General features: G+C 69.4%; 21 protein-coding genes. 4 read left to right on the forward strand and 17 right to left on the reverse strand.

Annotated elements, in window-relative coordinates; all coding sequences use genetic code 11:
- Positions 1 to 48 precede the first annotated feature (48 nt).
- On the reverse strand, positions 49 to 531 hold the full coding sequence (locus ACH34W_RS00660; RefSeq protein ID WP_395958651.1) for a DUF1707 domain-containing protein: 483 nt from the start codon (positions 529 to 531) through the stop codon (positions 49 to 51).
- Between the two features lie 2 nt (positions 532 to 533).
- Positions 534 to 1,256 carry a PadR family transcriptional regulator gene (locus ACH34W_RS00665; RefSeq protein WP_395958652.1) on the reverse strand — a complete coding sequence of 241 codons (723 nt, stop codon included), beginning with the start codon at positions 1,254 to 1,256 and terminating at the stop codon, positions 534 to 536.
- A gap of 370 nt (positions 1,257 to 1,626) precedes the next feature.
- Between ACH34W_RS00665 and ACH34W_RS00670 the strand changes: the two genes are divergently transcribed.
- Positions 1,627 to 4,392 (forward strand): aconitate hydratase, encoded by a 2,766-nt coding sequence (locus ACH34W_RS00670; RefSeq protein ID WP_395958653.1) that lies wholly within the window; start codon positions 1,627 to 1,629, stop codon positions 4,390 to 4,392.
- 80 nt (positions 4,393 to 4,472) lie between these two features.
- On the opposite strand, the gene ACH34W_RS00675 is transcribed toward ACH34W_RS00670, so the two are convergent.
- Positions 4,473 to 5,084: a LysE family translocator gene (locus tag ACH34W_RS00675; RefSeq protein WP_395958654.1), complete on the reverse strand. Its 612-nt coding sequence runs from the start codon at positions 5,082 to 5,084 to the stop codon at positions 4,473 to 4,475.
- A gap of 65 nt (positions 5,085 to 5,149) precedes the next feature.
- Here ACH34W_RS00675 and ACH34W_RS00680 point away from each other — a divergent pair, with 65 nt between their 5' ends.
- Positions 5,150 to 5,887: a sulfite exporter TauE/SafE family protein gene (locus tag ACH34W_RS00680; RefSeq protein WP_395958655.1), complete on the forward strand. Its 738-nt coding sequence runs from the start codon at positions 5,150 to 5,152 to the stop codon at positions 5,885 to 5,887.
- On the opposite strand, the gene ACH34W_RS00685 is transcribed toward ACH34W_RS00680, so the two are convergent.
- Positions 5,873 to 7,951 carry a zinc ribbon domain-containing protein gene (locus ACH34W_RS00685; RefSeq protein WP_395958656.1) on the reverse strand — a complete coding sequence of 693 codons (2,079 nt, stop codon included), beginning with the start codon at positions 7,949 to 7,951 and terminating at the stop codon, positions 5,873 to 5,875. The genes ACH34W_RS00680 and ACH34W_RS00685 overlap by 15 nt on opposite strands.
- 133 nt (positions 7,952 to 8,084) lie before the next feature.
- Here ACH34W_RS00685 and mug point away from each other — a divergent pair, with 133 nt between their 5' ends.
- Positions 8,085 to 8,645, forward strand: coding sequence for a G/U mismatch-specific DNA glycosylase (mug, locus tag ACH34W_RS00690; protein ID WP_395958657.1), 561 nt, complete (start codon positions 8,085 to 8,087; stop codon positions 8,643 to 8,645).
- Here the strand turns inward: mug and ACH34W_RS00695 are convergent.
- From ACH34W_RS00695 to idi, 8 genes are all read right to left on the reverse strand, one after another.
- Positions 8,632 to 9,228, reverse strand: a complete 597-nt coding sequence (locus ACH34W_RS00695; RefSeq protein ID WP_395958658.1) for a Uma2 family endonuclease — start codon at positions 9,226 to 9,228, stop codon at positions 8,632 to 8,634. The genes mug and ACH34W_RS00695 overlap by 14 nt on opposite strands.
- Before the next feature lie 45 nt (positions 9,229 to 9,273).
- Positions 9,274 to 9,717, reverse strand: coding sequence for a hypothetical protein (locus tag ACH34W_RS00700; RefSeq protein WP_395958659.1), 444 nt, complete (start codon positions 9,715 to 9,717; stop codon positions 9,274 to 9,276).
- 204 nt (positions 9,718 to 9,921) lie between these two features.
- Positions 9,922 to 10,506: a class F sortase gene (locus ACH34W_RS00705; protein WP_395958660.1), complete on the reverse strand. Its 585-nt coding sequence runs from the start codon at positions 10,504 to 10,506 to the stop codon at positions 9,922 to 9,924.
- Complete coding sequence (locus ACH34W_RS00710; protein WP_395958661.1) at positions 10,499 to 11,365, reverse strand: hypothetical protein; 867 nt, start codon at positions 11,363 to 11,365, stop codon at positions 10,499 to 10,501. Before ACH34W_RS00710 ends, ACH34W_RS00705 begins: the two co-directional genes overlap by 8 nt.
- A gap of 89 nt (positions 11,366 to 11,454) precedes the next feature.
- Positions 11,455 to 12,330: a carbohydrate ABC transporter permease gene (locus ACH34W_RS00715; protein WP_395958662.1), complete on the reverse strand. Its 876-nt coding sequence runs from the start codon at positions 12,328 to 12,330 to the stop codon at positions 11,455 to 11,457.
- Complete coding sequence (locus tag ACH34W_RS00720) at positions 12,327 to 13,307, reverse strand: carbohydrate ABC transporter permease (protein WP_395958663.1); 981 nt, start codon at positions 13,305 to 13,307, stop codon at positions 12,327 to 12,329. The genes ACH34W_RS00715 and ACH34W_RS00720 overlap by 4 nt, the downstream gene beginning before the upstream one ends.
- A complete protein-coding gene (locus ACH34W_RS00725; protein ID WP_395958664.1) occupies positions 13,304 to 14,623 on the reverse strand; it encodes an ABC transporter substrate-binding protein in 1,320 nt (439 codons plus the stop codon). Before ACH34W_RS00725 ends, ACH34W_RS00720 begins: the two co-directional genes overlap by 4 nt.
- 236 nt (positions 14,624 to 14,859) lie before the next feature.
- Positions 14,860 to 15,441, reverse strand: a complete 582-nt coding sequence (gene idi, locus ACH34W_RS00730; RefSeq protein ID WP_395958665.1) for an isopentenyl-diphosphate Delta-isomerase — start codon at positions 15,439 to 15,441, stop codon at positions 14,860 to 14,862.
- Between the two features lie 175 nt (positions 15,442 to 15,616).
- Here idi and dxs point away from each other — a divergent pair, with 175 nt between their 5' ends.
- On the forward strand, positions 15,617 to 17,530 hold the full coding sequence (gene dxs / locus ACH34W_RS00735; RefSeq protein WP_395958666.1) for a 1-deoxy-D-xylulose-5-phosphate synthase: 1,914 nt from the start codon (positions 15,617 to 15,619) through the stop codon (positions 17,528 to 17,530).
- Positions 17,531 to 17,610: 80 nt separating this feature from the next.
- On the opposite strand, the gene ACH34W_RS00740 is transcribed toward dxs, so the two are convergent.
- From ACH34W_RS00740 to ACH34W_RS00760, 5 genes are all read right to left on the reverse strand, one after another.
- Positions 17,611 to 17,976 (reverse strand): hypothetical protein, encoded by a 366-nt coding sequence (locus ACH34W_RS00740; RefSeq protein ID WP_395958667.1) that lies wholly within the window; start codon positions 17,974 to 17,976, stop codon positions 17,611 to 17,613.
- A gap of 164 nt (positions 17,977 to 18,140) precedes the next feature.
- On the reverse strand, positions 18,141 to 19,496 hold the full coding sequence (locus ACH34W_RS00745; protein WP_395958668.1) for an FAD-dependent oxidoreductase: 1,356 nt from the start codon (positions 19,494 to 19,496) through the stop codon (positions 18,141 to 18,143).
- Between the two features lie 39 nt (positions 19,497 to 19,535).
- Positions 19,536 to 21,011 carry an amino acid permease gene (locus tag ACH34W_RS00750; protein WP_395958669.1) on the reverse strand — a complete coding sequence of 492 codons (1,476 nt, stop codon included), beginning with the start codon at positions 21,009 to 21,011 and terminating at the stop codon, positions 19,536 to 19,538.
- 182 nt (positions 21,012 to 21,193) lie between these two features.
- Complete coding sequence (locus ACH34W_RS00755; RefSeq protein ID WP_395958670.1) at positions 21,194 to 23,296, reverse strand: 3-hydroxyacyl-CoA dehydrogenase NAD-binding domain-containing protein; 2,103 nt, start codon at positions 23,294 to 23,296, stop codon at positions 21,194 to 21,196.
- On the reverse strand, positions 23,293 to 24,495 hold the full coding sequence (locus tag ACH34W_RS00760; protein ID WP_395958671.1) for a thiolase family protein: 1,203 nt from the start codon (positions 24,493 to 24,495) through the stop codon (positions 23,293 to 23,295). Before ACH34W_RS00760 ends, ACH34W_RS00755 begins: the two co-directional genes overlap by 4 nt.
- Positions 24,496 to 24,520 lie beyond the last annotated feature (25 nt).

Here is a 24,520-nt window from a genome sequence, read left to right on the forward strand (position 1 = left end):
GCGGCGGGGATCAGTGATTCCGGGCCGTCATCTGCGCTGGACGCGCCGTCATCTGCGCTGGGCGCGGCGATAGGCCGCGGCCAGCATGATCGCCCGGACGATCCAGACCAGCAGGGCGAGCTGGAACACCGCGAAGAACGCGGCGGCCGGCCCGGCGGTGAACGTGATGATCAGGAACACGCCGAGCAGGATCGGGAACGCCGGGAAACCAGACCGGCGGCGGCCCGCCCAAGCCGGGTGGTGCCCGCCCCAGGCCGGCGGGCCGTGCTGCAAGGCGGGATGCCAGTGGGCGTACGGATGGCCGCCTCGGCCGCCGCGGTAGGGGTTCACGGCCTCGGGGAGACCGTTCTGGCCGGGCAGGTCGTGCACGATGGTGCGCAGATCGCCCCCGGTCTTGGCGGCGAGGGCGGCGTCCAGGCGTTCGCCGAGCTCGGCCTGGTCCAGCCGCCCCGCCGCGAAGTGGTCGTGCAGGGCGGAGGTCACCGCGTCCCGTTCGGCGTCGCCGATACGGATCTCGTCGGGACGTGTCACCGCTACTCCTCGGATGCGTCAGGTGTGTCGCCGAGGTCGTCCTCGGCGAGGATGCGGTAGAGCCTGCGGCGGGTGTCGGAGAGCACGGTCTTGGCTTGGGCGACCTGCTCGGGCGAGCCGGAGTGCACGATCTGCATGACCGCGGCCCCTGTCTGCGCTGCCTGCTTGAAGAGGTCGGGCACACCTTCGCCGAAGTCGGGCGTCATTTCTTCCCACGGCTCGTACAACTCGTCGGCGTGCTCCTCGACGTAGGCCTGGCCCTCGTCGGTGAGGCGGAAGGTCTTGCGGCCCTCGCCCTCCTCGCCGACGATGAGCCCCTCGTCGGCCAGTTGCTGGAGCGCCGGGTAGACCGCGCCGGGGCTCGGCTTCCAGGCGCCCTGGCTGCGTGTGTTGATCTCCTGGATGATCTGGTAGCCGTTCCGCGGCTCCTCGGCGAGCAGCGCCAGGATCGCCGCGCGCACGTTCCCCTTGCGTGCTTTCTGGCCCTTGGCCCAGGGCGGGCCGCCGCGTCCCCACGGACCGCGTCCCCAGGGGCCGCCGCCTCCGGGCGGTCCCCACGGGCCCGGGCCGCCGCCGAAGAGGAAACCGAAGTCGGGCATGCCGTGCCTTGACCGGGGACCGCAACCGTGCTGCTGGTGGCGGCTCGCGTGGGCCGCGGCCTTGGCGCCCAGGGCGGCCGCTGCGAAGGCCCATCGGAGGTCGGGGCCGTGGTGCGTCGCGCTCATGTTCTTCACAGCCTTCCGAGATCGTTCTTTGATCTCTCGCGATACGACAACGATATATCGGAAACGGCGGAAGACGCTAGATGGTTCCCGGTTCGCGAAGTGAAGATCGAGCTACGCGCGGGTAACTTGATGTCGAGATAAATCGGCGATAGCTTGACGTCGAGAGAAATCCTGGCGAAGTTAGGCGAACCTGAGTCCTGAGGAGGGTCTGGACTAGGGCAGGATTCAGTGGGGATAAATCCCCGCCCTGGGCCTTTGCGGCGTGATTCACCCCGCGCCGGCGGAGCCGGGAGCAGGATCGACAAGCCAGTGAAGACGCCGTGCGCTCACGTCTCGGACCGGACGTGCGGCGTTGACGGAGGAGGAGTCCGTGTCCGCGAACAGCTTCAGCAGCCGTAACACGCTGCAGGTGGGCGACAAGTCGTACGAGATCTACCGGCTGGACGCAGTCGAGGGCTCGGCCCGCCTCCCGTACAGCCTCAAGGTTCTCCTGGAGAACCTTCTGCGCACCGAGGACGGCGCCAACGTCACCGCCGACCACATCCGCACGCTCGCCGGCTGGGATGCGAACGCCCAGCCGAGCCACGAGATCCAGTTCACCCCGGCCCGCGTGATCATGCAGGACTTCACCGGCGTGCCGTGCGTGGTGGACCTGGCGACCATGCGCGAGGCGGTGCGCGACCTCGGCGGCGACCCGGCGAGGATCAACCCGCTCGCCCCGGCCGAGATGGTCATCGACCACTCCGTCATCGTCGACTACTTCGGCTCGCCGGACGCGTTCGAGCGCAACGTCCAGGTCGAGTACGAGCGCAACAAGGAGCGCTACCAGTTCCTGCGCTGGGGCCAGACCGCGTTCGACCAGTTCAAGGTCGTCCCGCCCGGCACCGGCATCGTGCACCAGGTCAACATCGAGCACCTGGCGCGCGTCGTCTTCGACCGCGACGGCGTCGCCTACCCCGACTCCTGCGTCGGCACCGACTCCCACACCACCATGGAGAACGGCATCGGCGTCCTCGGCTGGGGCGTCGGCGGCATCGAGGCCGAGGCGGCCATGCTCGGCCAGCCGATCTCGATGCTGATCCCGAGGGTCGTCGGCTTCAAGCTGACCGGTGAACTCCACCCCGGCACCACCGCCACCGACCTGGTGCTCACCATCACCGAGATGCTGCGCAAGCACGGCGTCGTCGGCAAGTTCGTCGAGTTCTACGGCGAGGGGGTGTCGGTGCTGCCGCTGGCCAACCGCGCCACCATCGGCAACATGAGCCCCGAGTTCGGCTCCACCTGCGCCATCTTCCCGATCGACGGGGAGACGCTGACCTACCTGCGCCTCACCGGCCGCAGCGAGGAGCAGGTCGCGCTGGTCGAGGCGTACGCCAAGGAGCAGGGCATGTGGCTCGACCCGTCGGTCGAGCCGGAGTTCTCCGAGTACCTGGAGCTCGACCTGGCGACGGTCGTCCCGTCGCTGGCCGGCCCCAAGCGCCCGCAGGACCGCATCTCGCTGTCGGTCGCCAAGGAGACCTGGCGCCGCGACGTCAGGAACTACGCCCCCAGCATTCTGGGCCCCGCCGACGAGGCGTCCGACGAGTCGTTCCCCGCCTCGGACTCCCCGGCCATCAGCCACGACGCCAACGGCGACAAGCCGCGCGAGACCCTCACCGGCAACGGCGACCGCTCGTACAACCCGGTCACCGTGACCATGTCGGACGGCAGCAGCTTCGAGATCGACCACGGCCACGTCGCCGTCGCCGCCATCACGTCCTGCACCAACACCTCCAACCCGTACGTCATGGTCGGTGCGGGCCTGCTGGCCAAGAACGCCGTCGAGAAGGGCCTCACCCGCAAGCCTTGGGTGAAGACGTCCCTCGCTCCCGGCTCCCAGGCCGTCACCGACTACCTTGAGCGCGCGGGCCTCACCCCGTATCTCGACAAGATCGGCTACAACCTGGTCGGCTACGGCTGCACCACCTGCATCGGCAACACCGGACCGCTCCAGCCCGAGATCTCCCAGGCGGTCAACGACAACGACCTGGCCGTCACCGCGGTCCTGTCGGGCAACCGCAACTTCGAGGGCCGCATCAGCCCCGACGTGAAGATGAACTACCTGGCCTCGCCGCCGCTGGTCATCGCCTACGCGCTCGCGGGCACGATGGACATCGACATCCTCAACGAACCGATCGCCGAGGGGACCGACGGCCCGGTCTACCTCAAGGACATCTGGCCCAACCCCGAGGACGTCGCCGCGATCGTCGAGTCGTCGATCGGCCAGGAGATGTTCACCAAGAACTACGCCGACGTCTTCAAGGGCGACGAGCGCTGGCGCGGACTCGACATCCCCACCGGCAACACCTTCGAGTGGGACCCGTCCTCCACGTACGTGCGCAAGGCCCCGTACTTCGACGGCATGGAGATGGAGCCCGCCCCGGTCACCGACATCCACGGCGCCCGGGTGCTGGCCAAGCTGGGCGACTCGGTCACGACCGACCACATCTCCCCGGCCGGCTCCATCAAGGTCGGCACGCCCGCCGCGCAGTACCTCGAGGAGCACGGCGTCGCGGTCAAGGACTTCAACTCCTACGGCTCCCGCCGGGGGAACCACGAGATCATGATCCGCGGCACGTTCGCCAACATCCGGCTGCGCAACCAGCTCCTGGACAACGTCGAGGGCGGCTACACCCGCGACTTCACCCAGGAGGACGCGCCGCAGTCGTTCATCTACGACGCCGCGCAGAACTACGCCGCCCAGGGCACCCCGCTCGTGGTCATCGCGGGCAAGGAGTACGGCTCCGGCTCGTCCCGTGACTGGGCCGCCAAGGGCACCGCCCTCCTCGGCGTCCGCGCCGTCATCGCCGAGTCGTACGAGCGCATCCACCGCTCGAACCTCATCGGCATGGGCGTCCTGCCGCTGCAGTTCAAGGACGGGGAGAGCACCGAGTCCCTGGGCCTCACCGGCACCGAGACCTTCGACATCACCGGTGTCGAGGCGCTCAACGAGGGCGGCGTCCCCTCCGAGGTGACCGTCAAGGCTGATGGCAAGGAGTTCCAAGCCGTCGTCCGCATCGACACCCCGGGCGAGGCCGACTACTACCGCAACGGCGGCATCATGCAGTACGTGCTCCGCAACCTCCTCCGCAAGTAAGCAGAACCTGAGAAAGGGCCGCCTCCCCGTCAGACGGGGAGGCGGCCCTTTTCACCGGATCAGTGGTCGGTGTCACTAGATCAGTGGTCGGTGGCCAACCGGACGCCGAAGCCGATGAAGGCCAGGCCGGTGATCTGCTGGAAGCGGCGCTTGACCGACGGCCGGGCCAGCGTACGCCGCGCGGCGGCCGCTGCGAAGACGAGCAGTGCGCACCACACGAGGCCCTCCGCCACGTGGATCAGCGCGAAGAGCAGGCTCGTCCACAACATCGAGGCGCCGTCCGGGACGAACTGCGGCAGCAGGCTCATGTAGAAGACACCGATCTTCGGGTTGAGCAGGTTCGTCACGAAACCCGTGCGGAGGGCACCTCTCCCGGAGACCAAGGGAAGCTCCTCCTCGACCGTACGGCGGCGTGTCTGCCACAGGGCCTGGGCGCCCAGCCAGAACAGATAGCACGCGCCCCCAATGCGTACGGCGTTGAAGGCCAGCTCAGATGCCGCCAGCAACGCGGTAAGGCCGAGCGCACCCGCGATGGCCCAGACAAAGCAGCCCCCGGCGATACCGGTCGCGGCCAGATAACCGACCCGGCGACCGCTGGTCAGCGTGGTCCTCAACACCAGCATCGTGTCCAGTCCCGGCGTGATCGTGACCAGGAGGGCGACGGCGGCGAACGCGAGGCAGGCAGTGAGCATGGCGCTCATCCTATGAACGCGGGAAGTCCCACCGGAAATAGGGAGATGTAACGTTCCACAGCGTTATGCCGGACCTTGAGTTCCTCGTCCTCGGTGGCCTGGCCGCCCTGCTCGGCGCGATCGTGCAGAGCAGCGTCGGCCTCGGCGTCGGCCTGGTGGCCGCGCCGGTCGTCACCATGCTCTTCCCGTCCCTGATGCCCGGCTCGATCCTGGTGGCGGCCACCGTGCTGCCCCTGGCGACGCTGGCCCAGGAGGTGAAGCACGCGGACCTGCGAGGCCTCGGCTGGGCCTTCAGTGGCCGCGTGGTCGGCACACCGGTCGGCGTCTGGGTGGTCGCGGCCGTTCCCACGCGTGCCCTGGGCGTCCTGGTCGGCACGGTGGTGCTGGCCGCCCTCGGCGCGAGCGCGTGGTCGGCGAACGTGCCGCGCAACCCCGGCACCCTGGCCACCGCAGGACTGATCGCGGGCACGACCGGCACCGCGTCCTCGATCGGCGGCCCGCCCCTCGCGCTGCTCTACCAGAAGGAGAGCGGCCCCAGGGTCCGCGCCACCCTCGCCGTCTTCTTCACGATCGGCGCCCTCATGTCCCTCCTCACCTTGGCGGCCGTAGACCAACTCCCCGTCCGCCAAGTAACAGCCGGCCTAGCCCTGACCCCGTTCGTCCTAGTGGGCTTCCTCCTGGCTGGCCCAATACGCCGCTACCTGGACGAGGGCCGCATGCGCGCCGCAATCCTCATCGTCGTAGGCACATCCGCAGCAACCCTGATCGTGCGTAGCGTCTCTGATTGGCTAAGCGATCCGTAGTCGGAGTGGGGTTTCCGAGTGGATGTTTTCCCACCATGGTGGGGTGGCGTGGGCGTGCAGGTGGAAGCCCGCGCCCAGTGCCGCCCCGCGCGGCCGGTGCCGTCGGTTGGTGGTGGGTTGCTTGCCGATCGTGTTCACGCCCTGGTTCCGGCGGGCCGCGCGCGGCAGTGCACGGTGTGCGTGCTGCGGTGTGTGCGGCCGTTGGCCCGTTGGTGCGTGTCCCTCCGGACGCTGACCCGCCGACCCGGTGCGCTGAGCGATGGACTGGGGGGTGGAGGGTGCTCCGCGTCGCCTGGGCACGGAGCGTGGAGTCTTGCGGCGCCGGGTGGGTCCGGTCTTGGACCGGTCCCGGTGCCCGGGGAAGGTCTGGGTGGTGGCCGGTGCGATGACCGCCTGGGCTTCGAGCTTGTCGACCACGGCGCGGATGGCCAGTTCGCCGGTGGTGCGGTCGAGGGTGGTGGTCTTGTCCTGGTGGGTCAGGCCGCGGGCGGCGATGCGCCGCCAGGCCCCGCAGTCGCGGTCGCCCTGCCAGCGGCAGGCTGGGTTGGGGCAGATCGCCCACTTCCACCCCGGTACCGTGGGCCGGTCGGGCGCTGCCCGGTGCCGCAGGGGTACCAGGCAGTGCGGGCACCGCTTGGAGGTGTCCCGGGCCGGGACCGTCACCACCGCGATGCCGGCCTCGGCGGCCAGGTGCCGCATCCACGCCACGATCTGCCCCCGCACCTGCTGCGACAGCCGGGTACGCCGCCGCCGGTCGGCGTTGCGGCCTTCCATCGACCGCAGATCCTCGAGGTAGATCACGGTCGCGCCCGCCGCGATGGCCTGGTCGACGGCCCACCTGGCGGCCTGGCGGGCCAGCGCGTCGTTGAGGTTGGTGCGCCGGTCGGCCACGTGCCGGGCCTCGGCGGTCAGCAGGGCGTGCCTGGCGGTGAGGGGATGCTCGGCGTCGTCGTGCTGGCCGGTGTGCTGGGCGCCGTCGATGAGGAGTTGGTGGTGGTCGGTTTTGGCGTGCAGGTGTTCGCCCTGGCGGCGCAGCCGGTGCAGCTTGGCCGCCACCCCCGCCGCGCGGAACTGTGCCCCCGCCCCCAGTGTGGTGATCCGCCCGTCTTGGTGGCGGTGCACCGCTCCCGCGCTGAGGAGGGTGTTCACGCCCCAGTCCACGCCTATCGCTACGGTGTGCCCGGTGCGGGATGCGGCCGGGACGGCATGGGTGAACGCCAGATCGGTGCGCACCGTCCCGGTGTTCGGCGCGGTGTTCGGGGCGCTGACCGGGCGCAGGGTCGGCAGGTGCAGCACCGCACCGGCGGGCACGATCGGCGGCAGCACCAAAGGGCAGGCCACCCAGTGCCAATCGGCATACGAGCGGGGGTCGGGCCGGACCGGCAGCAGCACCCGCAGCAGCGCCCGGGCCGGGTCGTTCTCGCACCGCTGCAGGGTGGCCTGCTGCCGGTCGCACGCGGCCAGGATCAGCATCCGCGGCGTGTGGGGCAGGCCCTCCAGCTCGAACGCATCGGCGGGGAGCCGGCCATGCTTGCGGGCGAACCGGGCGATCTGCCGGGTCCGGCCCCCGATGACGTTGGCGGGCAGGTTCTTGCCGTCGGGGACGGCTGCGCGCACGGCGTCCCACTCGGCGGGGGTGCGTTTGCCGGGGTTGGTGGGCCAGGTTTTGAGGACCCCCTCCACCAGCCCGGCGCGGTGCACCGCCGACCGCAGGGTCCGCCCGGCCTGTTCCTGGGCCATCCGCACGATCCGGTCGTTGACCCGAAGGCCCTCCGGCGGGCTTGTGGGCCAGCCCAGACGACGCAGCGCCATCCACGCATTCGACGGCAGCGTGCGGCCCTGGGCGTCGATCCCGGCGCCCAGCACGGCCACATCCGCCTGGTTCCAGCGCTCGGCCAGCAGACCGGCGGTCATGCCTGCCACCAGGCCGGCACACCAGCCGACCCGTACGGCCAGCACACGCGAAGAAACAGCCTCGCCGGTCTTCTCATCCACCGCGCCGCGCAGCAGCACCTGAGCGGACCCGGTCCGGGCAGCCTGGCCCTTGGCGAGCGGGATCTTCACACCATGAACATAGCAACCTGCGACGGCATATGCGCGCTAAGTCACCACGCGGTGGGCGACTTCACCAAGAGTCACAACCACCCGCGAGAAAGGATCACTTGAGATCCCTATGAAAAACGATGAGCCTGATCTGATGCGTCCCACGAAGGCCGATCTGGAGGCCGCCCGCGACCGCGTGATCCCTGACGTCCTCCCGGCCCACAACGAGCCGCTGCGCGTCCTCTTCTGCGGGATCAACCCGGGCCTCTACTCGGGCGCGACCGGCCACCACTTCGCCCGCCCGGGCAACCGCTTCTGGCCCGCGCTCCATAAATCAGGCTTCACAGACCGCCTGCTGAGCCCGGACGAGCAGGATCTCCTCCCCGCCTTCGGCCTCGGCATCACCAACTTGGCCCCCCGCACCACCGCCCGTGCCGACGAGCTCACCGACGAGGAACTCCGCGAGGGCGGCGAACGCCTCCTCAAGCTGGTCGAGCGCTACCAACCCACCTACCTGGCCGTCGCAGGCGTGACCGCCTACCGCACAGCCTTCGGCAAACCCCGCACCCAGATAGGCCCTCAACCCGAAAAGATCGGTCCGTCCAACCTCCGGGTGCTCCCCAACCCGAGCGGCCTCAACGCCAGCTGGACCCTCGACAAACTGGCCGCCGAGTTCGCCCGCCTCCGCACCACCGCCGAGCTCAGAACTCCGTAAGCGTCCCCGGATCAAACCTCACCGAGATCGCCTTGTCCGCCAAGACCTCGGCCGTGAACATCGCCCCCGCGGCCACCACGGGCCCTGCCCGGTAGGTGTCGACGCCGTCGCCCAGTGTCATGACCTCCACCCTCGGCTGGGGCGCGTATTCGACGAGCCAGTACTGCGGGATGCCGAGCGCGGCGTACTCCTTGAGCTTGCGCACCCGATCGCGGCGTTCACTCCCGCTGCCCGGCGAGATGACCTCTACCGCCAGCAGCACCTCGCGCCCCGGGATGGTGATCGGGCTGCAATCCACGATGGACGCGCGCGCAACCTCCGTTGGCACCATGAAGACATCCGGCTTCCGGATGCCCGCCGGGGTGCTGATCTCCCACTCACCACCGGCGATGAAGACGGACGCGTCAGCAGCGGCGGCGGCTGCTTCGAGGATGTCCCGAAGCTTGCCGGAGGCCCAGTTGTGCGGCGCGCTTGGGGACAGCTCGACCAGCCATCCGTCCTCTAGTTCCAGGCCCTTGCCGTCGTCCTCGCGGGCGTGAAGGTCCTCGACCGTGTACGGGCCGAAGTCGGTGTTTGGTCCCATCGACACCGACCGTAGTCGTCGCCTTGCCCGTCGGTGTGGGTTTGGTCAGTCTTGTTGGACTAGGCGGGCGGCTTGGGCTTCGAGCATGGCTTGGACCCCGATGACGAGGGTGGGCTTGGGCTCCCAGATGTCGGGGCGGCCCAGGGCCACGATGGGGCGGGGGAGGGCCCGGACGGAGGTCAGGCGCCAGTGGTAGGCGCCCGGGTCGGCCCAGGGGCCGCAGTCGCACGGCTCGTCGCGGGTGGCGGCGGAGCAGACGTCGGTGAGCTCGGCGATGGCGATGACGGCGCCGATCGTGGCGAGGGGGTCGCGGGGGTCCCAGCCGGCGGCCTGGATGTGGGGGCTGTCGCAGGCCTTGAGGTCGACGCGCATGGAGGCGTGGATCAGGAGTGGCCCACGGTAGGCGGTGGGCAGGCTCTGGTTGGAGACGGCCTTGACGCCTCTCGCGATACCGAACGCCCATGGCTGCTGAACGCTGATCGCCTGCACGCGGTCACCTCCCGTTCTCCATCTTGGCGGACCTGTCGGAGCCTGCTGCCCGTTTACCGCCGGAGCGATCCCTGCTGGAACGCCAGAGAGCCGTAACCGTTCAGCAAGATGAAAGGTCAACGATATGCACACGGAACGGATGGGCAAAAGGTTCAAAGAGTGATTTCTCATAAGACGGGACTGGAAGCAAATCGGCGCGCCGTCTCAGCCGCGCACGAGGCGTGTGTAGGCGATGACGTTGTCCGAATAATGACCCCTCTTGGTGTCGAATGTGCCACCGCACGTGACCAGCCGCAGCGCCGCGTAGTCGAGGTCCTCGGCGTAGATCTTCTCACCGGGAAAGGTGTTTTTGGACACGTTCTCGACCTTCTGCACGGCGAACGTCGCGGTCGTGCCGTCGCGGCGGGTGACCTGGACACGGTCGCCGGAGCGCAGGTCCCTGAGCCGGTGGAACACCGCGCGCTTCCCGCGGGCGTCCACATGGCCGAGGATCACCGAGGGGCCGCCCTCGCCGGGCGTCGGCCCGTTCTTCCACCAGCCCGCCAGATTGGGCTGCGTGAGCGGCGGCTCTTCGATGCGTCCGTTCGCCTGGAGGCCGAGCTCGGAGACCGGCGCGGTGACGCCGAGCTTGGGAATCTTGATCGTGGCGGGCAGCGAGCGGGCGAGCGGCTTGGCGAAGCTCACGGCCGAGCGCTCGCCGGAACCGGGGTCGATGGGGCCGCCGCTGTAGTTGTCCCCGCCGCAGGCGGTGAGGCTGAAGGCGAGGGCCAGTAGCGGTGCCTTACGCACGTTCAGATGCTCTCCTCCGGCGGTGCAGCACGTAGGCGAGGGCGAGCGCACCGGCGGCGGCCAGCGTGTAGTCCGGGCCGTCCTGGGTGTTCGCCAGAGAGCCGTCACCGGTGTTGGGCGAGCCCTGGGGAATGCCCTGGTCACCGGGATCGACGTCCTTCTGCCCGGGCCTGGTGCTGAACGTGACGGAGCCGTATCCGCGGCACTCGACCCGCACCTTGACGATCGAGGGCAGGCTCGACTCGAAGCGCGCGGTGGCCTTGTGCTCGTCCTTGCCTATCCGGGAGAAGCGCGGCTCGGACACGAAGGAGGCGGACGTCGCGCGCACCGAGCTGGGGCAGGTGACGCGGATGCCCAGCCTGCCGCCCGGCGTGACCGTGCGAGTGGACAGCTCGACGTCGCCGTAGCCGAACCTGAAGCCCTCACCCGGGGGCGGCTCCGGGCGTGGCTTGCCCGGAGGGCTCGGTGGTGCCGGCGGGATCTTGTCCGGTGGCGTGACCCACAGCGGGAACGTCTGGAACCCCCCGCCGGTCAAGCACCCGAAACGCGTCAGGTAGGAGTTGCCGGACTTGAGGCTGCGCAAGGTGCCGCCGATGCCGGTCCAGGTGTCGCCGCCCGACCTTTCGAACGAGCCTGGCTCGCCTTCAGCGAAGGCCTCGTTCGGGCCCGACAGGCGAGGCTCACTGGCACAGCCGGTGATGCGCACCCAGAGGTTGTCTCCCGGGGCGAAACGCTTGGGGCTGTACGTGGCCTGCGGCTTGTCGATCGGGGCGGCGAACGCGGTCGAACCGGGGATCGTGAGGGCCACCAGGGCGGCACCGGAGAAGGTGCCGGCGGCAACGAATCGGGTGTTGCCCATGAGGTTCAGACCACCTATTGGGGAGCTTGTCAATAGAAAGCGCATTGTAACTGGTTGTATGGCTTGGGTCACAGAATGGCCGGATCAGGTCAGCCCTTGAGCGCCCCCGCCATCAGGCCGCGCATGAAGAACCTGCCGAGCACGATGTAGACCACCAGCGTCGGCAGCGACGCAAGCAGCGCCGAGGCCATCTGCTGGTTGTACTGGACGGCGACCGCGCCCGAGCCCGCGGTGTTGTTGAGCAGCACGGTGACCGGCCAGCTCTCTTGCGAGCCCAGGAAGACCGCGAACAGGAAGTCGTTCCACATCGACGTGAACTGCCAGATCAGGACGACCGCGAACGCCGGGCCTGAGACCGGCAGCACGATCGAACGGTAGGTGCGGAGCATCCCGGCGCCGTCGACCCGGGCCGCCTCGATCAGCTCGTTCGGGATCGTGACGTAGTAGTTCCGGAAGATCAGCGTGCAGATCGGGATGCCGTACACCACGTGCGCCAGGACCAGCCCGCGGATGCTGCCGACCAGCTCCAGATCGGTGAGCAGGCCCTGCAGCGGGATCATCACGGCCTGGTACGGGATGAACATCCCGAACAGGAACAGCGTGAAGACCGCGTCCGCCCCCGGGAAGCGCCACTTCGACAGCACGTAGCCGTTGAGCGAGCCGAGCACCGCCGAGATGAGCGCACCAGGGACGGAGATCTTGAAGCTGTTCTCCAGCCCCGGCCGGAGCGTGTCCCAGGCCGACCGCCAGCCGTCCAGGCTCCAGTCCTTCGGCAGGCTCCACGCGGTGGACGGATCGGCCTCCTGCAGCGACTTGAAGCTGGTCACGACCAGCACGTACACCGGGATCAGGAAGACCACCACGAACACCAGCAGCACAGCGAACCGGATCATCCGCATTCCGCCGGGGCCGGGCAGCGGAACGCGCCGCCGAGGGCGGGTGGCGGCCGTGGTCGTCGCGGTCATCGGTCACGCTCCGCCCGTACGGACCACACGAGGTAGGGGATGACCAGCAGCCCCACCGCGACCAGTAGATACGTGGCGATGGTCGCGCCGTTGGCCGGGTCGCCGCGGTCGAACACCTCGACGTACGTGGCGACCGCCGGCACGTACGTGATGATCTGCTTGCCCGCGATCGCCATGATGAGGTCGAACACCTTCAGCGAGATGTGGCCCAGGATGATCAGCGCCGACAACGTGACCGGCCGCAACTGGGGGAGCACCACATACCGGTAGACCTTCCACTCGGAGGCGCCGTCCACCCGGGCCGCCTCCCGCAGGTCCTCGGGCACGCCGCGGAAGCCAGCCAGGTAGAGCGCCATCACGTACCCCGACATCTGCCAGATCGCCGGCAGCGCCATCGCCGCCATGCCGAGCCGGGGGTTCTGCCACCAGTCGTTGCCCAGCGCGCCGAGTCCGAGCTTGTTGAACAGCTGGTTGAGCCCGACCGCTCGCTCCGGCGGCGCCGGGTTCATCAGCCACCGCCAGACGACGCCGCTCGCGATGAACGAGACCGCCATCGGGAAGAGGTAGATCGCCCGGAATCCGGCCTCGGCCTTGATGCCCTTCTCCATCAGGAACGCCAGGAGGAAGCCCAGCACCAGGGCGCCGACCACGAAGACGGCGGTGAAGAGCAGCGCGTGCCGCACCGCGCCGGGCCAGCTCGGCACGTCCCACAGGTCGACGAAGTTCTTGCCTTTGTCGAACCCGTACGGGGACACCATGTCGTGCTTGCCGCTGACCGCGACCCGGGTGTTCCAGAAGATGAGCCCGTACACGAACAGGCCGATCGCCACGATGGACGGCGAGAGCAGCAGCAGCCCCGGCAGCCAGCGCGGCGCGCGGCGACGCCACGCGTGCCACCCGCGCCGATGTCGCCCGTGTCGCCCGCGGCCCGCGATTGATTCGCGGGCCACGGGCGGCGTGACGTCCGGGCTCGTCACTGCGTGTTGTTGTTCTTGGCGGCGGTGACCAGCGCGCTCTGCAGCTTGGCCACGTCCTTGTTCTGGAGGAAGAGGCCGACCGCGGTGTCGATGTCGGCGTGCCACCGCTTGCTGGAGTAGACGCCGTGCCAGAACGAGCCGGCCAGCTTGATGCCAGGCTTGTTCCACTCGTTCAGCGCATACTCCAGGTAACCCTTGTAGAGGCTCTTGTCGGCGTCCTTACGGGCGGGGATGGAGCCCTTCTTCGGGTTGAAGAGGTCCTGGCCCTCCTTGCTGCCCGCGACCTTCAGCCACGCGAGGGCGCCGCCGCGGTGCGGTGCGCCCTTGGGCAGGGTGAAACTGTCGGACAGCCACATGTACGTGCCGTCCGTGCCAGGGGAGGCCGCGTACTTGAAGTCGGTGCCGTCCTTCTTGCCGAGCCCGTTCGGCGCGGAGCCGGTGAAGTAGCCGTAGGCCCAGTCGCCCATGATGTTGAACGCGGCCTTGCCATCCACGACCGCCTTGGACGCGCCCTGCCAGTCAGTGGAGGCGGCCTCGGCCGTCGTGTACTTCATGATCTCGGCGAAGTCCGTCAGCGCCTTGGTGACGGCGGCACTGCCCCAGTCGGCGCCCGGCTTCCAGAGCGCGTTGTAGGCGTCGGTGCCGAGGTCGCCGAGCAGCACGCTCTCCAGCAGGTGGTTCGCGGTCCACTGGGCGCCCAGCGACAGCGGGACCTTCCCGGTCTTGTCCTTGACCGCCTTGAGCGCCGTGATGAACTCGGCGACCGACTTGGGCGGGCCGGACACCCCGGCGTCCTTCAGGATCCCGGGGTTGTACCAGAGCATGTTCGAGCGGTGGATGTTCACCGGCACCGAGTAGATCTTGCCCTGGTAGGAGATCTGCTCCAGGAGTTGCTGCGGGTAGGCCTGCCGCAGGTTGTTCTGGTCGTAGAACGCGTCGAGTGACTCGATCTGCCCCTGCTTGATGTAGTCGAGGAGCTCCGCGCCCGCGTGGCCCTGGAACGAGTCCGGGGGCTTGCGGTTCTGGAGGCGGCTGGCCAGCACGGCCTGCGCCTGCGTGCCCGAGCCGCCCGCGATGGCGGCGTTGACGAACTTGGTCCCCGGGTTCTTCTTCTCGAAATCGGCCTTCATGGCGTTCAGGCCGTCCGCCTCGCCCGGGCCGGTCCACCAGGAGAAGACCTCGACCTGCGAGGCGTCTCCACCGCCCTTGCCGCCGCCGTCGTCATCACCTCCGCCGCAACCGGAGATCAGCAGCGCTCCGCTGACCGCCACTGCGGCGAGTGCCTTCCATCGGATATGGACCTCAGGTACGCGCATCGTCCGTCCTCCCTCACCCGACCAATCCACCCCGCCCGACCCTCCGGCCGGATCAGCCGCACTAACAAGCGTCTGCTCGGTGGGCACGCCGGGTCAACACCGGCGAGCGAACCGAAATCTTCCGGTTATAAGCCAGGTGAGAGCGTATCCAGGGGTGACGCCCCGGCCCGGTGGGCGCGCCGATGGAGATCACCAGGTGAGGGCCGGTGAGATCCTCAGGTGAGGGCCTGGAGAGATCACCAAGCGAGGGCCGGTGGGAGGTCGCCGGTGCCCGCGTCGGGCCAGCCGAGCGGGGCGCCGAGCGGAGCGAGCTCGGCGAGCTGCAGCCGGTACCAGGGCGAGGAGTCGGGGTGCCGGACGAGCTCCAGGCACTCGTCCCACGTCCGCCACTCGGCCTCGGCCACCTCCGCGGGATCGAGTCCGGGGCGTGGCTCGGCGTCCGCCGTGACCGCCCGGACGACGGGACACCGCTCGTACTCGACGACGCCGTTCGAGGCCGTCGCCCGGTAACGGAAGCGGGGAAGCACGGACGTGATCGTGTCGGCCGTCACCCCCAGCTCGGTCTCCAGGCGCCGCAGGACCGCCGCGCGCAGCCCCTCGCCCGGGCCGGGGTGGCCGCAGCAGCTGCCCGTCCACACGCCCGGGAAGGTCCGCTTGTCCAGCGCGCGCCGTGTGATCAGTACCCGGCCATTGGGGTCGACCAGATAACAGGAAAAGGCCAGGTGATAAGGCGTATCCCGATGGTGACTCTCCGCTTTCGGGGCGGTACCAATTGCTTCGTCGGCCTCGTTGAGCAGGACTATCTCCTCGACACCCATAGCTCTACAGATACCGCACTCTGGGCCTGTGGAGATTCGGTGTAGAGAAACTCGGGAGGCCTTACCCCAAGCCCCAGCGTCGGCAAAGCGGGACTAAACTCGGCAAGACCCGGGGGGAGCCTGGGGCGCGTGTCCCCGACGGAGCAACCTGAAGGGGGAAGGGGAGGTAGGTGGGGTGAGCTTGCTGGAGTCGATCACGGGTCCGGAGGACCTCAAGCGACTGGACGCCACGCAGTTGCCGCAGCTCGCGAGGGAGATCCGGGAGTTCATGGTGGACGCGGTCTCCAAGACCGGCGGCCACCTGGGCCCCAGCCTGGGGGTGGTCGAGCTCACCATGGCCCTGCACCGGGTCTTCACCTCGCCGCACGACAAGATCCTCTTCGACACCGGCCACCAGGCGTACGTGCACAAGATGCTCACCGGCCGGCACGACTGGACGCTGCTGCGCCAGCGCGGCGGGCTGTCGGGCTACCCGAGCCAGTCCGAGTCCGAGCACGACCTGATCGAGAACTCCCACGCCTCCACCGCCCTGTCGTACGCCGACGGGCTGGCCAAGGCCTACCAGCTGCGCGGCGAGTCGCGCAGTGTCGTCGCCGTCGTCGGCGACGGCGCGCTGACCGGCGGCATGTGCTGGGAGGCGCTCAACAACATCGCGGCGGGCAAGGACCGCCCGGTCATCATCGTCGTGAACGACAACGGCCGGTCCTACTCCCCGACGATCGGCGGGCTGGCAAGCCACCTGGCCAACCTGCGGGTGACCCAGGGCTACGAGCACGCTCTCGACCTCATCAAGAAGACCGTGCCGAGGGCCCCGATCGTGGGCACCGTCGCGTACGAGGCGCTGCACGGCATCAAGAAGGGCCTCAAGGACGTCCTGCAGCCGCAGGCCATGTTCGAGGACCTCGGCATGAAGTACGTCGGGCCCATCGACGGCCACGACGAGGAGGCCGTCGAGCGCGCCCTCCGCAAGGCCCGCGGGTTCGGTGGTCCCGTCATCGTCCACTGCATCACCCAGAAGGGCCGCGGCTACGCCCCCGCCGAAAACCACGAGGAAGACTGCTTCCACGGCCCCGGCGCGTTCGACCCGGTCACGGGCGAGATCAAGGCCAAGGGCGGCGGCCCGAGCTGGACCAAGGTGTTCGGCGAGGAGATGCTCGCCATCGGCGGCGAACGCCGCGACGTCGTCGGCATCACCGCCGCCATGCTCTACCCGGTCGGCCTGGCTCCGTTCGCCGACGCGTTCCCCGACCGCATCTACGACGTCGGCATCGCCGAGCAGCACGCCGCCACCTCCGCCGCCGGCCTGGCGATGGGCGGGATGCACCCGGTGGTCGCGCTGTACGCGACGTTCCTCAACCGCGCGTTCGACCAGGTGCTGATGGACGTCGCGCTGCACAAGCTGCCGGTGACGTTCGCCCTCGACCGGTCCGGCGTGACCGGCAACGACGGCGCCAGCCACAACGGCATGTGGGACCTGTCGATCCTGCAGCTGGTCCCGGGCCTGCGCGTGGCCGTCCCGCGCGACGGCGCCCGGCTGCGCGAGCTGCTGCGCGACTGCGTGGCGATCTCCGACGGCCCGAGCGCGATCCGCTACCCCAAGGGCCCCGTCGGCGCCGACGTCGACGCCATCGACACGGTCGGCGGGATGGACGTGCTCGCCCGGCATGACGGCGCCAACGGCGCCCGCGTCCTCATCGTGAGCGTCGGCCCCATGGCCGCCGCCGCGGTGGCCGCCGCCGACCGGCTGCAGGCGCAGGGCATCGGCGTCACGGTCGTCGACCCGCGCTGGGTCAAGCCGCTCGACCCCGCCCTGGCCGGCCTGGTCGCCGAGCACAGCCTGGTCGCCGTCGTCGAGGACAACGGCCGCACGGGCGGCGTCGGCGACGCCGTGGGGCGTCTCCTGCGCGACGCCGCCGTCGACATCCCGCTGCGCACCTTCGGCATCCCGCAGGAGTTCCTCGACCACGCCTCGCGCGGCGAGATCCTCACCGACATCGGCCTGAACGAGCAAGACCTCGCCCGCGACATCACCGAGGCCTTCGCCAAGGTGACCAACATCGAGGCCCCGCACCCGACCCCCGCCGACTGAGCCCCCGACCCCCCGGCCGGCTGAGCACCCGCACCGCCGACTGAGCACCCACTCCGCCGGAGGCCGTCTGAGCAGCCGCCTCAGACGGCTTCGGCGGAGTGGAGTTGCCAGAAGTGGGTGATGGACGCGGTGGGCGTGCCGAGCTCGCGGCCGGAGTAGGTCCAGCTGCCGGTGAGGCGCCACGGGCGGCCGGCGCCGTCGCGGACGAAGATCTGGAGCCGGAAGGTCACGTCGTGGGCCCTGATGACGCCCGCCGGATCGACGGCAGCCGTCAGTTCGGGCTCGCCTTCGCAGCGCACTCCCATCACGCGCGTGCCTGTGTCCTGGCGCAGCAGGCCCCGCGTCAGGTCGTAGACGAGTACGGAGACGTAGTCCGGACCGAGCCACCGTAGGTCGGGCAGCATGCCGGGCGGGGGGAATCCGTACAGCTCTGGACCGCCGGTCACACGCGCACCGTAGCGCTCCGATCACACTCTCGTCACTATTTCCGCGCGGCCTGTCTCGCTCCTCCGGGAGTTTGCCGCGATTGGCCCGGAAGGTTGTGCGATTCGGAAGAACGCGCCGGGGTGAAGTGACTCTTTGGCGGTTTCGACCTGATCGTTCCGGCTTTTCAGGAGGGTCGGCAGGCGTTTCGCATTGCTTCCCAGTGGGCCAGTTTGACCCTTTCGCCCCGGGCGAGTGAACGCGCCAGTTCGATCTCGGCGGCATCCAGATTGAGCCAGTCGGCGTAGGTGACGATCGGCAGGCCGCGGGACTCCAGCAGCTCCTCGATCTTGTGGGCGGGAGGTTCCTCTCGTTCTGACAGGTCGGCGAGCAGGTGCCGCACGGTCTCGGCGGCGTCGGCCTTGTTGGTGCCGACGACACCGGTGGGCCCGCGCTTGATCCAGCCCGCCACGTACTCCCGGGGAATCTGCGCGCCGTCGGGCCCGATGACGCGGCCGCCCTCGTTCGGCACCACGTACGAACGTTCGTCGAACGGCACGCCCTCCAGCGCCACGCTCTGGTAGCCCACGGAGCGGAGCACCATGCCGACCGGGAGCGTCTCGTACTCCCCGGTGCCCCGCACGCGGCCCGTCTCGTCCAGGCGTGTGCGTTCGAGGCGCAGCGCCTCCACCCGGCCGGTGCCGGTGATCTCCTGCGGGGCGAGCCAGAACCGCACGTCGATCCGTCGCGGCCGGTCTCCCGCGGGCTCCCCGGTCCAGCCGTTCAGCACCTTGATGTTGCCGCGCACGTGCCGGTCGTTCTCGGCGACCTCGGCGCTCGCCGGATCGAGGTCCATGTCCTCGGGGCGCACGTGGATCTCGGCGTGGGGCAGGTCGCCGAGCTCGCGCGCCTCCTTGGTCGTGAACTTGGCCTGCGCCGGCCCGCGCCGCCCGATCATGTGGATGCGGCGTACCCGGCTCTTGGACAGCGCCTCCAGCACCTGCTCGGGCACGTCGGTCTCGCGCAGCTCGTCGGCGGTCTTGGCCAGGATGCGGACGACGTCGACGGCGACGTTGCCGACGCCGATGACGGCGACCTCCTCGACCGACAGGTCGAACGTGTGGTCGGCGGCGTCGGGATGGCCGCAGTACCAGTTGACGAAGTCGGTGGCGGCGATGCTGCCGGGCAGGTCCTCGCCGGGGATGCCCAGATGCCGGTCGACCATGGCGCCGGTCGAGTAGATCACCGCGTCGTAGCAGTCGAGGAGCTCGGCACGGGTCACGTCACGGCCCAGCTCCACGCAGCCGAAGAACCGCACGTCCGATGTCTCCAGCACGCGCTGGAGATAGCGGGCGATCGACTTGATCGACTTATGGTCCGGCGCGACCCCGTATCTGACCAGCCCGTACGGCGTCGGCAGCCGGTCGAAGACGTCGACCTTCACCTCGCCGTCCGTCTGCTTCACCAGGGCCTCGGCGGCATAGAGGCCCGCCGGTCCTGATCCGATCACCGCAACATGCAGAGGAGCTGCCATGGGCGCCATTGTGCCCAGGCGCGAGGCAAAAGGACACCAGGAACCGGATCATCGCGTGCCGTGCCGCGCGCCGAGGCGGCTGTGGCGGCGGCCGTACCCGAAGTAGATCAGGACGCCGAGCACCATCCAGGCCAGGAACCGCAGCCAGGTGTCCACCGGCAGGTTGAGCATCACGAAGAGGCAGGCCAGCACCGACAGGATCGGGGTCAGCGGCACCATCGGAGTACGGAACGCGCGGGGCAGCTCGGGCCGGGTGCGCCGCAGGATCACCACGCCGATCGACACGACCACGAAGGCGAAGAGCGTGCCGATGTTGACCAGCTCGGCCAGCTTGGACAGCGGGATGAATCCGGCGAGCGCCGCCACGATGACACCCATGATGATCGTCGAACGGTACGGCGTGCCGAACCTGGGATGGACGGCCGACAACCAGGGCGGCATGAGGCCGTCGCGGCTCATCGCGAAGAAGACCCGGCTCTGGCCGAGCAGGAGGATCAGCACCACGGTGATGAGCCCGACGACGGCGCCGATGCTGATCACGGTGGCGAACGTCGAATGTCCCGCGGCCTTGAACGCGTCGGCCAGCGGCGCGTCGGTGCTGAGCTGCTTGTAGTTCTGCATGCCCACGACGACCAGGGACACAGCCGCGTACAGCGTGGCCGTGATGGCGAGCGACCCGATGAGGCCGATCGGCATGTCGCGCTGCGGTCGCCGGGACTCCTCGGCCGCGGTGGCGACTACGTCAAAACCGATGTAGGCAAAAAACACCAGCGCGATGGCGGCGAAGATGCCCAGCCACCCGAAGCTCACCGGCGTGATGCCGAACAGCACCTGCATGAGCGGTGCGTGCATCCCCTCCACCGAGGGGGTGGACTGCGACGGCGGGATGAACGGCGTGTAGTTGTCGGCCTTGATGAAGAACAGCCCCGCGATGATCACCAGCAGCACGATCGAGACCTTGATCGCCACGACCGCCGCGTTCACCCGGGACGTTATCTTGATGCCGAGCACGAGCACGCTGGTGACCGCCAGGACCAGCAGGATCGCCGGGATGTTGACGGTGCCGCCCTCACCCGGTGGATTGCTGATGGACGCGGGCAGCGTGATGCCGATGTCGTCCAGCAGCGAGGCGGCGTAGCCCGCCCAGCCGACCGAGACCACGGCGGCGCCGAGGGCCAGCTCCAGGATCAGGTCCCAGCCGATGATCCAGGCCGGGAACTCGCCGAGCGTCGCGTACGAGAACGTGTAGGCGGAGCCCGCCACCGGCACGGTCGAGGCGAACTCGGCGTAGCAGAGCGCGGCGAGGCCGCAGACGACGGCGGCGAGGACGAACGAGATGGCCACCGCCGGCCCGGCCTTGTCCTTGGCCACCTGCCCGGTGAGCACGAAGATGCCGGTGCCGATGATCACGCCGACGCCGAAGATGACCAGGTCCAGCGCCGACAGGGCGCGGCGGAGCCGGTGGCCGGGCTCCTCGGTGTCCAGGATCGACTGCTCGACGGACTTGGTGCGGAACAGGCTCACCGTTCTGGCCCTTCACGCCGGGTGACACGACGGGGAGGATCATCACCTGTTCCGGACGGCCGAAACACGCCGAGGTACGTGAAGCACCAGGAAGTACGCAAAGAGGCGCCCCGAAAGCTCGGGACACCTCTTTGCTCTGGCTCTACTCCGGCTTTACTCCGGCCTCTTCCTCCAGCGTCGCGTCAGCGCGGGATGCCGGCTACGCCCGGGGCCAGGAAGCGGGTGCCGTTGACCTTCTCCGCGACGCCGCTGCGGTCCAGGTACGGCGTGATGCCGCCCAGGTGAAACGGCCAACCGGCGCCGAGGATCATGCACAGGTCGATGTCCTGCGCGGCCTGCACCACGCCCTCGTCGAGCATGAGCTTGATCTCCCCGGCGAGCGCGTCGAGAGCGCGCTCCAGCACCTGCTCCTCGGTCGAGGGGCTGGTGCCGCCGCCGAAGATCTCGGCCGCCTCCGGGTCGATGGTGAAGTCGGGCAGGTAGACGCCCTTCTTCCCGGCCGCGACGAACTTGGCGAACTTCTCCGAGAGCGGGAAGCGCTCGGGGAAGGCGCCGTGCAGCGTCTCGTTCACGTGCAGCGCGATCGCCGGGCCGACCAGGCCCATCAGCACGAACGGGGGCATCGGCAGGCCCAGCGGCCCGGCGGCACGCTCGGCCACCTCGATCGGGGTGCCCTCGTCCACCGTCTGGATGATCTCGGCCATCAGGCGCAGCAGGATGCGGTTGACCACGAACGCCGGAGCGTCCTTGACCAGCACGCACGACTTCTTCAGCTGCTTGCCGACCGCGAACGCGGTGGCCAGCGCGGCGTCGTCGGTCCGCTCGCCGCGGACGATCTCCAGCAGCGGCAGCACAGCGACCGGGTTGAAGAAGTGGAAGCCCACGACCCGCTCGGGGTGCTTGAGCTGCGCGCCCATCTCCGACACCGACAGCGAGGAGGTGTTGGTCGCCAGGACGCACTCGGGGGAGACATGCTCCTCCAACTCGGCGAACACCTTCTGCTTGATGGACATCTCCTCGAAGACCGCCTCGATGACGAAGTCGGCGTCGGCGAAGGCGTCCTTGGTGAGCGAGCCGCTGATCAGGGCCTTGAGACGGTTGGCCTTGTCGGCCGACACCCGGCCCTTGGCGAGCAGCTTGTCGATCTCGCCGTGGGTGTAGGCGACGCCCTTGTCGAGGCGTTCCTGGTCGAGGTCGGTCAGCACGACCGGCACCTCGAGGCGGCGGGCGAACAGCAGCGCGAGCTGCCCGGCCATCAGACCGGCGCCGACGACGCCGACCTTGGTGACCTTGCGGGCCAGGCTCGTGTCCGGGGCGCCGGCGGGCCGCTTGGCGCGCTTCTGGGTGAGGTCGAACGCGTACAGGCCGGCGCGCAGCTCGTCGCTCATGATGAGGTCGGCGAGCGCCTCGTCCTCAGCGGCGAAGCCCTCGTCGCGCGTACGGTCCTTGGCGGCGGCCACGAGGTCCAGCGCGCGGACGTAGGACGGCGCGGCGCCGTGGAGCTTGCCCTCGACGTTCCAGCGGGCGAGCGCGATCGCGTCGTCCCAGGCCTTGCCCTTGTCGACCTCGGGACGCTTGACCTCCAGCGCGCCGGTGAGCACGCGGGCGGTCCAGGCGAGCGACTCCTCCAGGAAGTCGGCCGGCTCGAAGATCGCGTCGGCGATGCCCAGGTCGTACGCCTGCCTGCCCTTGAGCATGCGGTTCTGCGCGAGCGGGTTGTCGATGACGACCTTGAGGGCCTTCTCCGCGCCGATGAGGTTCGGCAGCAGGTAGGTGCCGCCCCAGCCGGGCACGAGGCCGAGGAACGTCTCGGGCAGCGCCAGCGCGGGCACGCCCGAGGAGATGGTGCGGTACGAGCAGTGCAGCGCGATCTCGACGCCGCCGCCCATCGCCGCTCCGTTCACGTACGCGAACGACGGGATCGCGAGCTCGCCGAGGCGGCGGAAGACGTCGTGGCCGAGCTTGCCGATGGCGAGGGCGTCCTCGCGCTTCTGGACCAGCGGCACGCCCTTGAGGTCGGCGCCGACCGCGAAGATGAACGGCTTGCCGGTGACGCCGACGGCCACGAGGTCGTCGCGCGCGGCGACGGCGTCGATGGCCTCGTTCAGCTCGGTCAGGCCGTTCGGGCCGAAGGTGTTGGGCTTGGTGTGGTCGAAGCCGTTGTCGAGCGTGATCAGCGCCAGCGTGCCCGCCCCGTAGGGCAGCGCGACGTCGCGTACCCGCGCGTGCGTGACGACCTCGTCCGCGAAGATGTCCTTGATGCCCGCGCCATTCTGCGTGCTCACTTGGCCCCCTCGTAGTTCACGTTCTCCCAGAGGACGGTGCCGCCCATGCCCATGCCGACGCACATCGTGGTGAGGCCGTAGCGGACGTCGGCGCGCTCCTCGAAGTGCCGCGACAGCTGGTTCATCAGGCGCACGCCCGAGGAGGCCAGCGGGTGGCCGAACGCGATCGCGCCGCCCCACGGGTTCACGCGCGGGTCGTCGTCGGCGATCTTGAAGTGCTCCAGGAACGCGAGCACCTGCACGGCGAACGCCTCGTTGATCTCGATGAGGCCGATGTCGTCCATGGTGAGGGAGTTGCGGGCCAGCAGCTTCTCGGTGGCCGGCACTGGGCCGACACCCATGACCTCGGGCTCCACACCGGCGAACGAGAAGTCGATCAGGCGCATCTTCGGGGTGAGGCCGAGCTCGGCGGCCACGTCCTCGGCGACCATCAGGCAGGCGGTGGCGCCGTCGTTCAGACCGGCGGCGTTGCCCGCGGTCACGTTGCCGTGCACGCGGAACGGCGTCTTCAGCTTGGCGAGGTCCTCCAGCGTCGTGCCGGGGCGCGGCGGTTCGTCCTCGGTGGCCAGCCCCCAGCCCTTCTCCCCGGAGCGGATCGCGGTCGGCACCAGGTCCGGCTGGATCTTGCCCGCGGCGTACGCGGCGGCGACCTTCTGCTGGCTGCGCACCGCGTAGGCGTCGGCGCGCTCCTTGGTGATCTGCGGGAACCGGTCGTGCAGGTTCTCCGCGGTCGAGCCCATGACCAGCGCGGACGGGTCGACGAGCTTGTCGGCCAGGAACCGCGGGTTGGGGTCGATGCCCTCGCCCATCGGGTGCCGGCCCATGTGCTCGACGCCGCCCGCGATGGCCACGTCGTACGAGCCGAAGGAGATGCCCGCGCCGGTGTTGGCGACGGCGGTCATCGCGCCCGCGCACATCCGGTCGATGGCATAGCCCGGGACCGACTTCGGCAGGCCCGCCAGCACGGCGGCGGACCGGCCGATGGTCAGGCCCTGGTCGCCGGTCTGGGTGGTGGCGGCGATCGCGACCTCGTCGACCCGTTCGGGCGGCAGCGACGGGTTGCGGCGCATCAGCTCGCGGATGGCGCGGACGACCATGTCGTCGGCGCGGGTCTCCGCGTACAGGCCCTTGGGGCCCGCCTTGCCGAACGGCGTGCGGACACCGTCGACGAACACGACGTCGCGTGCGGTACGGGGCACGGGTCGTCCTCCTTGCTGGCTTGCG

Source organism: Actinomadura sp. 6N118 (assembly GCF_044326415.1).
Classification (GTDB): Bacteria; Actinomycetota; Actinomycetes; order Streptosporangiales; family Streptosporangiaceae; genus Spirillospora.